The organism is Marivirga tractuosa (assembly GCF_042140215.1).
GTDB lineage: Bacteria > Bacteroidota > Bacteroidia > Cytophagales > Cyclobacteriaceae > Marivirga > Marivirga tractuosa_A.
The window spans coordinates 3,057,733-3,072,600 of record NZ_CP159478.1; the positions used below are offsets into that span (position 1 = coordinate 3,057,733).

A 14,868-nucleotide genomic window follows, 5' to 3' on the forward strand; every position below is an offset into this window, starting at 1 on the left:
AAAAAGCTTATCTTAAGCTTTTAGAAGTTATATGAACCGAAAAAGAAAAAGATTATACCGTACTATCGGATTTGCTATTCTCATAATATCAGTTGGTTATATAATAAATGACCAGTTGAAAAGAATGGGTAACAGAATTTCAGGAGAATATCTTCAGGAATTAATTAATAAGGAAAGCAAAGGGCTTTATCAATTAGAGTTTGAAGCTATTGACTTAAATATCCTGAGGAAATCAGTCAGCATCAAAAATATTGAGCTATATGCCACACCTGAAAATAGAGAAGATTCCATTAATGCAAAAAATATCTATGAGGCAGAAGTAAGTGAGGTCAATATTTCGCTGGAATCGGTTATTAGGATTTATACTAACAAAGAATTGGTGGTAGATGGAATTGAAGTCATCGACCCTTTGGTATTTATGACCAAAATAAATCCTGAAAAAAAACCACTTAAATTCGGTCGTGAAACAGGTGAACTTTATGAGGTCATTTCACAATATTTAGAATTATTGCAAATTAATTTCCTGAAAGTGAGAAGCGGAACAGTTGATCACTCACCGAGTAATTTTAGATTAAAAGCCATTAATTTTAATGTGGAAAATTTTGAAGTTTCTCAAAATCAAAAAAAGAAGAAAATTTTCTATTCTGAAGCTATAAATCTGGGGGTTAATCAACAATCTATTTTATTGCCCGACAGCATACATGAATTGAGTTTTGAAGGCTTTGAACTTTCCACTAAAGATTCTATTCTCAATTTTAATAATTTCAAAATCAATGCTCGGAAAGATATAGACGCTAGAAATGTGTTTCAGCAAGAAAATCAAAATGTTTATGATATTGACATTCCTACTTTAGAGTTAAAAGGAATAAACTATTTAAAAGCTTATGAAGATAACTTCTTAGTAGTAGAACAAGTGAATATCCCTAAGCCAAAAATCAAAATTCAATCTGTTCTGAAATCAAAAAAACAAAATACGGAACAGGCTGAAAATAGCATTGGCGCCTCTCTTTTGGCTCTTTTTGATTTAATTAAAATCAATGATTTAAAAATTGAAGAAGGTGGGTTAAACTTGACCTTAAAAGGCGATAACCAACAAAGATTTTTATCCGACAATATTAGTATTGACCTCTTTAATATCGAATTGGATTCCACTCAGCGAGATATTCAAAATATCATTCATTACTTTGAAAATGCCTCAATTGAAATCAATGACTATGATTATTTATTACCAGACAATTTACATAATATCAAATTCAAAAAACTGAATTTCAATACTATAGACTCCACCTTATTAGTCCGAAATCTGGAAGTTAAACCATCCAGAAGCCTAGATGATAGCACTTTAACACAATTTAACCTAAACCTCCCATTATTGGAGATGGGTGGAATAGCTCATCGGGATATTTATGATAATGATCGAATTGATTTAAAAAATCTGGCGCTAAGTAATTCTAAAATCACCATAACGCCTCCCTACTTAAAGAATTCAGAAGAACAAAAAGCAATTATCACTCCTGAAGGTTTATTTAATATTCTAAATAAATATTTTAATGAAATAAAGCTGGGTGAATTTTCGGTACTTAATACGGATTTAGATGTTGGTGATATTTTTATAGGCAAATCACTAAATGTGCATGCACAAAAGATAAAAATTGACTCTTCTCTACATTCATGGCACAAAATAGCTGATAGCACTTTAATAAACGGCCAGGAATTAGTTTACAAGCTAGATAAAGGGCAGGTTCAAGTCAGTACTTTCCAATCTGAAAACAATCTGCATTCATTAGATTTAACCAAATTGAATTTCACTTATGAAGATTTGAGAGATCAAATTACAGTAGATTACTTAAGTTTTAGAGGGGTTGAATTTGATAGCATTCTCAATAGGAAGAAACTCGATATTGACAGCATTACACTTTTCAAACCTAAAATTGATATCAGCTATAAGGACTTAAAACAAAAAAATACAAAGAATAACGAATGGAGCTTCTCGAATAGGCCTATAAATATATTATTAAAGGAAGGTGCTTTAAACTATCAAATAGATGAATTTAAAAGCCTAAGTATAGCTGATTTTGATATAGATTTAAATTACCAATATGAACTCAAATTATTTCAGGTATTTGCAAAAGAGCTAAAACTAGAAGATAACAAACTAAATCACCACATAAGTGTATCAAGTCTAACACTACCTAAAAATCATAATAATCTATCATTTCAAAACATACGCATTAAGCCCAATGAAATCAATGATACTTTATCCATTTCAATTAAAATCCCTGAAATAAACTTTACTAATTTCAATAAAGATGCGTTAATTCAAAACAAACGATTTGAAGCAGACAGCTTACGTAGTCATATAACTCAATTCAATTATACAGGTTTTACGGACTTAAAGAAATATTTCAAATTTTCAAATGCAGTAGAAAACGAATTCACATTTGCTGTTAAAAATAGTGAGATAAAATTAACAGGATCGAGCATAGTTTTACTTAATATTCAAAAAGAAACTAGTCAATTGCTGAGCTCCAATGCTAAGCTAACATTGCAAAATCTGCGCTTTCCAAAAACTAAAGATCAAAATCTATTTTTTGCTGACAATTTCACTATCAGTAATGAAAGTTTCAACTTTTACTCTCCTAAAAATGACTCCATTTCAATTCAAAACTTGAATTATAGCAGCTTAAGTGAAAGAGGTGACATAAAAGAATTTGATTATCATGATTCTGATCGTAATACTGCCTTAAACATCAAAGGAATAAAATTAAAAAATGCTAAAATTACAGATTATGTTCAAAATAATAGAGTGGATATTGCAGAATTAAGTAGTGAAGAAACTTCTCTAGATTTTAGAATTAAAAAGCAAGAAAAGGAATCGCTCCCTAAAAGAATTACTTTGCCTTTCAAATCTTTGAAAATTGAAAAACTACTTTCAAATGACATCAACATAAAGGTTTACCATGAAGAAAAGGAACGTAATTATTTTGTTCGTAAAGCAGATCTACTCATCAACTCATTAGCTTTTGACTCTACTATAAATCCAACGAATATTCATCATAATTTGAAGTCATTGGTTTTTAGCGGAAAAAACTACAGAGAAAATTTTGGAAAGCATTATACCATCACAGCAAAAGATTACAGCTTCCAATATCCAGAATCGAATTTTTATGCAAGTGATCTTAAAATGCGTTCTAAATATGATCGCTTTGAATATAGCGAGCATATTGAAAATCAGAATGATTGGTTTAAACTTGATGTAGCCTCTATTAAGCTTAAAAAACTCAATATTGACAGTTTATTAATGAGTGAAAAATTTATCTCAAATAAGATTGAAATAGATAAGGGAGATTTTATAGTATTCCGTGATTTAAATGTTCCCCATAATGACAAGCGAAAAGTTCCTATGCCCCAAAAAGTGCTTTCTGAATCAAATTTTGCATTTAGCATAGATACATTATTTGTGAATTCTGATATTCACATACACATTATGCCTAAAGAGACTTCAGGAATAGGCACAATGACCATAAACATTGAAAGCGGTTACCTTTTTAATACTCGTACCCATCACTTTAAAAATAATACTCCAATTATATTAAAAGCGCAAGGAAAACTCAATGAGAAAGCAAATTTCAGCACTAAAGTTGAATTTCCTATGCCTTCAGAAAAGGGAGAGTTTCATTTCATAGGAAATGTTGGTAGTCTTGATTTAACAGCATTAAATGAAATGCTTATTCCATTAGGAGCAATTGAAGTCCGCTCTGGATTTAACGAGGAAGTTAATATTAATTTTAAAGGGAATGATGATTATGCTGAAGGATTAATGGCATTCCGATACAATAATTTAAAAATTGATATACTTGATAGAGAAACTTATCAATCCAAGGGCTTTGGAAATAATTTAAAAACCATTTTCGCGAACAGTTTTGTTGTAAGCTCCAAAAACCCCAGGTGGTTTAGTTTGCAAGAAGGCAATATTTTCTTTGAGCGAATTAAGAGTCGTTCTATATTCAACTTATGGGCAAAATCATTATTAAGTGGGGCGGTGAGTAGCATTGGCATCAAAAGAAGTAAAGAAGAGGCCAAAGCTTACTATAAGGAAAATAAGGATGAAACAGAAGATAGCGACAATTGATTAAACTACACTACTTAAGATCAACATCTCGCCTTCAAGAGGATATCCAATCTTTATATTTTCTGCAAAGCCTATAAAAAGCTATTGTCATAAAATCTCCTTTTCATATCCATCACACTACAAAACCACTCAAGTTTTTAGATTAGCAAATTTTTAATAATTTTATAGCCAGTAGCTTATCAGATAAAAAACTTGATTAGTTTACATAAAAGAAAGGATTAGCTTAAAATTATCAACCAATGCAGTTAACCAAAGAACAATCCTCCATTATTCAATCGGATGGCAACATTAAAATTAATGCAGTTGCTGGTTCTGGAAAAACAACAACTTTAATTGCTTATGCTGAAAGCAGACCCAAAAACAGCAGAATTCTTTATCTGGCTTTTAATAAATCTGTAAAGTTAGAAGCCACTAAAAAATTTAAATCCAAAAAGCTTTTTAATGTTGATGTACAAACGGCTCATTCCCTAGCTTTTAAACATATAGTAATCGGCAATAATCTGGAAATCAACAGCAACGGCTATAAAAATCATGATTTGGCAGATATTTTAAATATTCAAATTAAAAGTGAGCCTATGGCAGAAATGATTATGGCCAATCATGTCAATAAATTCACTTCTTATTTTTGTAATAGTAGTGCTTTAAAAGTAGAAGAGTTAAATTATACAGTTACCATATCCGACAAAAAAGCATTGGCTTTTGTAAAGAGTAATTACTCCTATATCAAAAAGAAAACCCGTGAGTTTTTGGCTAAAATGAACAAAGGTGAAATTGCCATCACCCATGATTTTTACTTAAAGAAATTCCAACTGCAAAATCCTCCGCTTAATTACGATTATATTCTCTTTGATGAGGGACAAGACGCCTCCCCTGCCATGCTAGATGTATTTCTCAATCAAAAAGCTACTAAAGTGATAGTGGGCGATACGCATCAGCAAATTTATTCCTGGCGATATGCCGTAAATTCACTGGAAATGGTGGATTTCAAATCTTTTGATTTATCGAGCAGTTTCAGGTTTAATGATAAAATTGCCCAATTGGCTCAAGCCATAGTAGAAAGAAAAAAGCACCTTCAGCCTGAGCTGAATTTCCAAATAAAAGGAGAAGCTCAACCTTCAAAAGGAGAGCAAAAAGCAGTTTTAGCGCGTACTAACCTTGGACTTTTAACAAAAGCAATTGATTACATATCCGAGAAGAAAAATCTGGATGGTATCTATTTCGAAGGTAATATCAATTCCTATACCTATGCCGATGACGGTACTTCATTATACGATGTTTTAAACCTCTTTAATGGCAAAAGAAAATTTATCAGAGATCCTTTAATTAAAAAAATGAATACATTGGAGGACTTAGAAGAGTATATCGAGAAAACCGAAGATATGCAATTGGGCATGATGGTAGAATTGGTAAGGGAGTATGGAAATGAAATTCCAGAGTACATCAAGCAGCTAAAGGAAAAGCATGTTGAAAATGAAGAGCGAGATAAAGCCCACATCATTTTCTCCACAGTCCACAGATGCAAGGGAATGGAGTATGACTCTGTTCAGCTGGTCAATGATTTCCTCACTGAAGAGAAATTAAAGAAATTGGCACAACAGAAAAACCTTTCTGATTTGATAAAGCAAAAACTCAATGAGGAAATCAATTTGTTGTACGTAGCCGTGACCCGAACTCAAAACAAGCTTTTTATAGAAGAAGAATTACTCCCTGAAAATTGGGCAAAAAATGAGCAAATAGTTTTACTAAAACGCAAAGAGGAGGAAGATAATACTAGCATTAAAGATTTAAAATTGAACAGCTTTGAAGAAAAGGCTTATGACCTTGCAGAGGTTAGAAAGAAACATAAATCTGCCTATGCTCCATGGAATGATGAACTGGACAGAGAATTGAAATTCATGTTTGAAGAAGGGCTAAGCACCAAAGATTTGGCCAATCATTTTGGCAGAACAAAGGGAGCTATTAGAGCAAGGATTCAGAAGCTATATTCCTTTGAAGATTTGTAATATGTATCAAAATATTACAGACGAATTGATATTATTAATCGATAAATAGCTATTTTTCTTCTTTTTAATAATATTTATGGCAAATTTCTAAAAATGAAAAAGTTTTTTATCATCCTTTTCCACATTCCATTCTTTGCATTAAGTCAAAATGAGCAGGTATTATATCAACTAGTTGAACTCAATGAGGAAGTCAACTCAAGATATCATGAAAGTGCGCCTATTGTTACTCCTGATAATCAAAGGCTTTACTTTACGATTACAGATCATCCTGAAAATAATGAGGGTAGGGATAATTCTCAAGACATTTGGTATTCCGATAAACAAGCAGATGGAACATGGGGTAAAGCAGTCCATATGGAATCTCCATTTAATAAAAGAAAGTTTAATCAAGTATTTACGATACTCGATGATGGGAATTCACTTTTTATCAGAGGTGGAAATAATAAAAGAAAAAAAGGATTCTCCATAGTTACAAAAGACGAAAAAGGCTGGAATAGACCTGATGAGCTTGAAATTGAAGGTTACGAAGACATGAGCAAAGGAATTTTCTCAGGAGCCACCATAAGTCAAGACCGAAGTGCTATAATCATTTACATGAATGAAAGAGCAAAAAAACCTTATAGTGATCTCTATTTAAGCAAACGGCAACCTGATGGCTCTTATACAAAACCAGTAATGATTGAATCTTTAAGTACTTACAAAGATGAATTTGGTCCTTATTTAGCTGAAGATGATCAAGTAATGTATTATGCCAGTAATCGTGAAGGTACAATTGGTGGCGTAGATGTTTGGAAAGTGAAAAGGTTAGATGATAGCTGGCTAAAATGGAGTGAGCCTGAAAACATTGGCCCTCCTATAAATACCGATGGTTTTGACTCCTATTTTTCAGTTGACGAAACAGGGAATAATGCCTTTACAACCAGGACTTATGTAAGTGCAGATGGTAGTAATATGAATATTTACGGACTTGTTCCTAAAGCAAAAATCATAGTAAAAGGTAAGGTGCTGAATAAAGAAACAAATAAGCCACTTGCATTGTATTTAACTGCAGAACCGCTAAAGGATAAACCTTTAAATCTTGAAGTAAAAGAAGATGGAAACTATTCTTTTACTACTTATAAAAACAAACCTTTCAATTTTATAGCCGCTAAAATTGGTTATGAACAATTGAACGAATCCATCGACTTATCAGATATCAAGAAAGATACTGTCATTCAGAAAGACTTATTTCTTACTCCCGTAAAAACGAAGGTTAAACTTAGTGGCTTAATTACTGATGCGAGAACATTAAATCCTGTAAATGCTCGTGTTTATGTAAAAAATGATAATTTTTCAGACTCTGCAAGAACTGCTTTTGAAGATGGTGGCTATAAATTAGAATTACAAGGGGCAGGTCAGTATCAAATAGAAATTCTATCTGATGATTACGATGATATCATAGAAAATTTTACCGTAGAAATACCAGAAGGAGAATATGAGCATTACGTTCGTAAAGATTACCAAATGAACAAAACTGTTAAGCCTTATATAGTTTCAGGTGTGGTGATTGACGAAAAGACAAAAGCTCCGTTAAAAGCAAAACTAAGTTTTGAGATTCAGGATTCCGTTATAAATCGAATAGAGAGTAATGAAGATGGAACGTTTGAAATTAAGGTACCTACAGCAGGTGAACTAATTATTCGAGGTGAAAAAGTTAACTACCTCAATTTGGAACGTAAGCTTACGATCAGTAATAATCAAGATTTTAGGCAGTATAGTGAAACATTAGAAATGTCCCCAATTGAAGTAGGCAAAACCGTTATTATTGATAATATCTATTTCAACTTTGATAAAACAACTCTAAAGGAAGCTTCCTTCCCAGAATTGGATCGATTGACTGATTTAATGACACAAAATCCAGGAATCAAAATAGAAATACTTGGTCATACAGACAGCAAAGGAAGTGATGATTATAACTTAACCTTAAGTGAAGGTCGGGCGGAATCAGTAATGCAATATTTATTGGATAAAGGCATCTCAGAAGATAGAATGAAGGCAAAAGGTTTAGGAGAAACATCACCTATCAGCAGTAATGATACCGAAGAAGGAAGAGCCGAAAACAGAAGGGTAGAATTTACAATTGTGGAGAAATGATTATTTGAAATATTAATCCTGGTCAGTCTGTCAACAACCAGATAAACAGGATTTTTTAATTGTAGAAACAGGGCATGCCCTGTTTCTACAATTAAAAAATCTATTTCAACCCAAATTCCTTAATTTTCTCCGCAATTCTTTTAGACAAACCTTCCGTTGCAGGTAATAAAGGCATTCTTACATAATTTTCGCAAACTCCTTGTTGGCGTAATGCTTCTTTTGCTCCTACTGGATTGCTTTCCTCATACATCAAAGAATTGATTGGCAATAATTTGAAAAGGCTTTTATTTGATTTAGCAAAATCTCCTTTCAAAGCATTCTGTACCATATCAGCAAATACCTCTGGGAATGGATTTGCCAAAACGGAAATCACTCCTACTGCTCCTAAAGTAATCATGGAATTAGTCAACAAATCATCTCCTGAAATCAACAAAAATTCCTCAGGCTTATTTGCCATGATTTCCATGCATTGTCCTAAATCACCTGAAGCTTCTTTTATGCCAATAATATTTTCATGCTGAGCCAATCTTAAAGTGGTTTCAGCTGTCAAATTGGAAGCTGTTCTTCCAGGTACATTATATAAAATTACAGGTACAGGAGATGCATCTGCAATTTTAACAAAATGCTGATAAATTCCCTCTTGAGATGGTTTATTGTAATGAGGAGATGCTGATAAAATAGCATCAACTCCAGATAAATCAATCTGACCTATAAAATCAATGACAGCTTGTGTATTATTTCCACCCGCTCCAAAAACTATGGGTAAGTTTTTAGGATTATGTGTTTTTACAAGAGCCAAAATCTCTTGCTTTTCTTTTAAGGTTGTAGTGGCTGATTCACCTGTAGTTCCTTGCACTACGAAGTAATCTGCTCCTTTGGCAGTATGTACCAATAGCTTTTCTAAAGCTTCTCTATCTACTGTTAAATCTTCTTTAAATGGGGTAATTAATGCGGTGCCCACTCCCGTAAATTTCTTAGTTGTTTCCTGAAATTTTTCTGACATAATGAATAATCTCTTCTGTTAAAATATTTGTATCTCCACTTTCTCTTGGCTTTATCATCAATTCAAAAAATGAGGCTTCTGCTTCAGTGGACTGATAGGCTCCGATTCTTGCATCGGTTTTTGAATGCACTAACAAATATTGCATATACAAGTTTAGCTTTTCATCTAAACAAAATAAATACTCCAATTTTTGGTTCAAAAAGCTCAGGAAATACGGATTATCTATTTTCCCGAAAAAACCAAAATCTTTATCTTCAAAAAAATCAAAATAGAATTCGAAATTCTGTGTATCTTTTGGTTTATAAGCCAAAGTAGTTACTTCAATCCCATCAGCTTTTAGCGTTTTAATAAATTTCTTGACCGCCTCATGCTTTTTCAAATCATCGAAGGAAAATATAACTCCCACCTTCTTAAGCTTATTGTAAGGATAAGCCTGATGTAAAAAATCAATTTTCTTCTGTCCTCTTCTTACTTTGTATGATAAAATTTTGTGTTTAATCACTTTTTAGTTTTCTTTTATCAGGCTACGAAATTCAGTTTCATCAATGATTTTCACTCCCAGTATTTCTGCTTTCTGCCTTTTGGCAGGGCCATATTTTCTCCAGCCACTAATATATCTACTTTTCCTGAAATAGCCGAAACTACTTTTCCGCCATATTGCTTTATTACTTCCTTAATTTCATCTCTTCCGTAATGCTCAAATACTCCAGATACCACCAAAGACTTGCCTTCCAGCGCATTACCTTTTTGTTCTATTATGGTTTCCTTAATCTCAAATTGAAGACCTGCGGATTTCAAACGCTCAATCAATTCGATATTATCTTGATCTTGGAAATATTCTACTACACTTTGTGCAATTCGCTCGCCAATTTCAGGAACTTCTATCAATTCTTCAAAGGAAGCTTTAGACAAATTGTCAATATTTTTAAAATGAGCGCCTAATTTCTCTGCTACGGTCTTCCCTACAAATCGAATTCCCAAGCCAAAAAGAATATTCTCAAAAGGAATTTGCTTTGATTCTTCAATTCCCTTTAAAAGGTTTTGGGTACTCAAATCCTTAAAACCTTCTAGTTCAAAAACATCCTCATATTTCAAATCATAAAGATCGGCTACATTCTTAACCAATCCTTTTTCATACAATAAATGAATGGTACGCTCGCCCATTGAATCTATATCAGCTGCTTTTCGCTGAATATAATGTTCAATTGAACCTTTGATTTGTGGTGGACACCCCTTTTTGTTCAGACAATAATGAACGGCTTCACCTTCCGCTCTCACTAATTTCGTTCCGCACTCAGGACAGTTTTTTAAATATTCCACCTCAGTACTTCCTAAATCTCTTTTGGTCAAATCCACTCCTGTGATTTTTGGAATAATTTCGCCTCCTTTCTCCACATGAACTGTATCTCCCACTCTCAAATCCAATCGAGCTATCTCATTAGCATTATGTAAAGAGGCTCTTTTCACGGTTGTTCCAGCCAAAGAAACAGGTTCTAGATTGGCAACAGGAGTTACTGCTCCTGTCCTTCCTACCTGATAAGTAATTTCTTTTAAAATGGTAGTAGAGCTTTCCGCTTTGTATTTATAAGCAATCGCCCATCGTGGACTTTTGGCTGTGAAACCCAATTGCTCTTGCTGAGCTAGGCTATTGACCTTTATCACTATCCCATCCGTATCAACTGGCAGAGAATGTCTTTTCTCCTCCCATTCATTGATGAAATCGAATACCTCATTGATGTTTTGGCACTTTTTATAAGTTTGAGAAACATTAAAACCGAATTTCTCCAATTGCTTAATGCCTTCTTCATGGGAATCTATAGGCAAATCTTCACCAGCATAGGAATATAAATAACAATCGAGTTTTCGTTTAGCCACAACTCCTGAATCCTGCATTTTTAATGTGCCTGATGCTGCATTTCTTGGATTGGCTAAGAGTGCTTCTCCATTTTCTTCTCTTTCTCTATTAATTTCATTGAAACCTTCTCTGGGTAAAAACACCTCACCTCGGGCTTCAAAATACTCTGGGAATTTATCCCCTCTAACTTTTAGAGGAATTGTTCGGATGGTTTTGGCATTATTAGTAATATCATCGCCCTTGCTTCCATCACCACGAGTTACTCCTCTGATTAATTTACCATTTTCATAATGCAAACTTATGGCTACACCATCGAATTTCAGCTCACAGAAATATTCATACTCTTCATCGCCCAAGCCCCTTTTTACTCTACCGTCAAAATCATCCAGCTCTTCTTTGGAATAAGTATTACCCAATGAAAGCATTGGAATTTTATGATCAACTGTTTCAAAATTTTTGGTGATATCACCTCCCACTCGCTGACTTGGGGAATCGGAAGTTTTTAAATCAGGAAATTGCTCTTCCAAATCCATGAGCTCTTTCAACATCATATCAAACTCATAATCAGAAATTTCAGAAACACTTTCCTGATAGTATTTATAATTATAATAATGAAGCTTTTCGCTTAATTCTTGAATTTTGTGTTCGGCTGCTTTTTTATCCATTTTACTTCTGAAGGCTTAAATCACAAATCTAATGATTTGCCTATTTGTTTGGCTAAAAAGTAACTAAAATTTGATATTGGAGAGAAAGGTTCTCAGACTTGGCTCGGTGCGTCATTCTGACGAAGGTGGGAATCTATTGATTTTAACCAAAGGTTAAAATATTTACTTCCCAAGATATCAGTTTACTTATTTGAGTATTTCATATCCATTATTTCTTGGCTAAAATAATTAAAACTTCGTTTTAATAAGACAAGATTCCCACCTTCGTGGGAATGACGCACGGAACGACTGGTATCAAAACGATTATTAAATTATAAATCAATTATCAGCATATCGAAAAATCAGCACATCAAAGAATTAGCACATCTAAAACCTGTAAACAAGCCAACTTGAAAACCTGCCAACCTAATCTACCACTCAACCTCTCCTAGTTCCTTTAAATCCATTTCAAGCTTTCACTTCAAGAAATACTTCCTATTTTAGATTTTGAAATAATTATTTTAATGAAATCAACATTAAAAATTTAGCTTCGAATTTTACACCAACCGAAGATAAATTTTTAATCAAAGATTCCATGTGACCGTAACAAACAATTATATACGCATGAATATGAAAAACTTATTATTTATTCTATGTTTTCTAAGTACGAGCTTAGTTTTCGCTCAAAAAGAAATTACCGTTTCAGATATCTATGAGAAAGGGACTTTCAGACAAGAATCAGTTTACAATGTCAACTGGATGAATGACGGAAAGTATTATTCCGCATTGGATGAGAATAAAGTCCAGAAAATTGATGTGGAGAATGGAAAGGTTGTAGAGACTTTAGTAGATGGAGATAAACTAGATCCTGAACTTGACATAAAAAACTATTCATTCAGTAAGGATGAGCAAAAATTATTACTGGCGACTGATGTGAATTATATCTACAGACGTTCATTCACTGCTCAGTATTATGTTTATAATTTAGAAGATGAAAGTTTAAAACCACTTTCCGAAAACCCTCAAATGTTTGCTACTTTCTCACCTGATGCAAAAAAGATGGCTTATGTATTTAAAAACAATATTTACATCTTCGATTTAGCATCTGGAAACACTACTCAAGTAACCTCAGATGGTAAAATCAATGAAATCATTAATGGTGGTTCTGATTGGGTTTATGAAGAAGAGTTTTACGTTACTAAAACTTTTTATTGGTCACCTGACAGCAAAAAATTGGCATTCTATACCATGGACGAAAGCCATGTAAAAGAATATACCTTACAGAAATGGAATGATGGAGAATTGTATCCAGAAAATTATGTCTATAAATATCCCAAAGCAGGTGAAGAAAATTCTCATATATGGATTTCAGTGTATGATTTAGCGTCTGAAGACACAAAACAAATGGATATTGGCGAGGAAAAAGACCAATATATCCCACGAGTTCAATGGACAAAAGACTCAAATCTATTGAGCATTATCAGAATGAATCGAAGACAAAACATTCTGGAAATTTTACATGCTAATGCTACTACTGGAGAAAGTAAAGTAGTTTTAAAAGAAGAATCAGACACTTATGTGGGGTTGAACTACTGTGATGATTTAACTTACACCAACGATGGCAAATACTTCATTCAATCAAGTGAGCAAGATGGTTACAAGCATCTTTATCTTTACACTTTGGATGGTAAATTAGTAAGACAAATCACTAAAGGAAATTGGGAAGTGGTAAGCATAGTGGGTATTGACCAAAAAGACAGCAAAATCTACTATATCAGTACTGAGAATTCTCCTTTAGATCGTACTTTCTATTCCATCGGGTTGAATGGAAAAAGAAAGAAATTGATGGGGGAAGAAATGGGAAATACTCGCATCAATATGAGCAATGACTTCCAGTACTATTTGAAATATTATAGCAATCCAACTAATCCAAATCAAGTAAGCTTGCACCAAACAAAAGGCAATAAGCAACTAACTACTTTAAAGGATAATGCCAGCTATAAATCCATCACAGAAGAGTTCGGTTTTGTAGATAAAGAGTATTTTCAGTTTACAACTTCGGAAGATGTTAGCTTAAATGGTTATTTCTTAAAACCAGCTAATTTTGATGAGTCAAAAGAATATCCAGTAATCGTTTACCAATACAGTGGGCCAGGTAGTCAGCAGGTGCAAAATGGCTGGGGTGGTAGTCAATTCGACTGGCATCAAATGATGACGCAAAAAGGGTATATCGTTGCAGTAGTTGACCCAAGAGGAACTGGCGGAAGAGGAGAAGCCTTTAAAAAAATGACTTACAGGCAATTGGGTAAATACGAAACCTTGGATATGATTGAAACAGGTAAATATTTAGGTAATCTGAATTATGTGGATGCTGAAAGAATCGGCATTTGGGGATGGTCTTATGGTGGTTATATGGCTGGAAATGCCATTTTAGATGGAGCAGATGTTTTTAATGCTGCAGTTTCAGTGGCTATGGTTTCCAACTGGAGATATTATGACACCATTTATACTGAGCGATATATGGACTTACCACAAGACAATGCTGAAGGCTATGATGATAATTCTCCATTAAGCAAGATTGATAAATTAGAAGACCCATATTTGATTGTCCATGGAACAGGAGATGACAATGTGCATGTACAACACACTATTGTTTATCAGGATACACTATTGGAAGCAGGAAAGCAATTTGATCTATTCTACTACCCGGACAGAACTCATGGCATAGGCGAACAAGGGGCAAGACCTCACCTATTCAGAATGATGACCAATTGGTGGTTAGAGAATTTATAAAAGCGAAAAGCCTGGTTGAAAAAATCGGGCTTTTTATTTAGTTTAAAATCATAGCCTCAAAATCCTTCAATTCTCATACAGAATTAAAAATATGGCTAGGCTGACCTAAATAGGCCTCTCATGATTAATACTACCAATCTTCAAAACCAAATAATATCCCGATAAATGCGGGACAGGTCTTGCTCGAAGAGGGCGGGCAGGAGGACAAAAGGCGGGCCAGCGATGGTATGTAGCGATGAAGCATCTTTTTGTTCCCGAGCGTTCGGGACAAAAAGGAAAAGTAGAAACTACAAAATATAATTTTG

Annotated in this window: 7 protein-coding genes; 4 read left to right on the forward strand and 3 right to left on the reverse strand. The window is 33.6% G+C overall.

Features of this window, described 5'->3' with window-relative positions:
- Positions 1-31 precede the first annotated feature (31 nt).
- The 3 genes from ABWH96_RS13910 to ABWH96_RS13920 all read left to right on the forward strand — a co-directional run bounded on the left by ABWH96_RS13910 (position 32) and on the right by ABWH96_RS13920 (position 8,268).
- The gene (locus tag ABWH96_RS13910) at positions 32-4,132 is read left to right on the forward strand and encodes a hypothetical protein (protein WP_375578125.1); all 4,101 of its coding nucleotides are present in this window, start codon (positions 32-34) and stop codon (positions 4,130-4,132) included.
- 239 nt (positions 4,133-4,371) lie between these two features.
- Positions 4,372-6,135, forward strand: a complete 1,764-nt coding sequence (locus ABWH96_RS13915; protein ID WP_375578126.1) for a UvrD-helicase domain-containing protein — start codon at positions 4,372-4,374, stop codon at positions 6,133-6,135.
- A 93-nt stretch (positions 6,136-6,228) separates the two neighbouring features.
- Complete coding sequence (locus tag ABWH96_RS13920; RefSeq protein ID WP_375578127.1) at positions 6,229-8,268, forward strand: OmpA family protein; 2,040 nt, start codon at positions 6,229-6,231, stop codon at positions 8,266-8,268.
- Positions 8,269-8,368: 100 nt separating this feature from the next.
- Here the strand turns inward: ABWH96_RS13920 and dapA are convergent, their stop codons facing one another.
- From dapA to ligA, 3 genes are read right to left on the reverse strand one after another with little or no spacing between them, the layout of a single operon-like run.
- Positions 8,369-9,271, reverse strand: a complete 903-nt coding sequence (gene dapA / locus ABWH96_RS13925; protein WP_375578128.1) for a 4-hydroxy-tetrahydrodipicolinate synthase — start codon at positions 9,269-9,271, stop codon at positions 8,369-8,371.
- Positions 9,243-9,773 (reverse strand): DUF6913 domain-containing protein, encoded by a 531-nt coding sequence (locus tag ABWH96_RS13930; protein WP_375578129.1) that lies wholly within the window; start codon positions 9,771-9,773, stop codon positions 9,243-9,245. Before ABWH96_RS13930 ends, dapA begins: the two co-directional genes overlap by 29 nt.
- A 50-nt stretch (positions 9,774-9,823) precedes the next feature.
- The gene (ligA, locus tag ABWH96_RS13935) at positions 9,824-11,791 is read right to left on the reverse strand and encodes an NAD-dependent DNA ligase LigA (RefSeq protein ID WP_375578130.1); all 1,968 of its coding nucleotides are present in this window, start codon (positions 11,789-11,791) and stop codon (positions 9,824-9,826) included.
- Positions 11,792-12,400: 609 nt separating this feature from the next.
- Between ligA and ABWH96_RS13940 the strand changes: the two genes are divergently transcribed.
- The gene (locus ABWH96_RS13940) at positions 12,401-14,563 is read left to right on the forward strand and encodes a S9 family peptidase (RefSeq protein ID WP_375578131.1); all 2,163 of its coding nucleotides are present in this window, start codon (positions 12,401-12,403) and stop codon (positions 14,561-14,563) included.
- Positions 14,564-14,868: the final 305 nt, after the last annotated feature.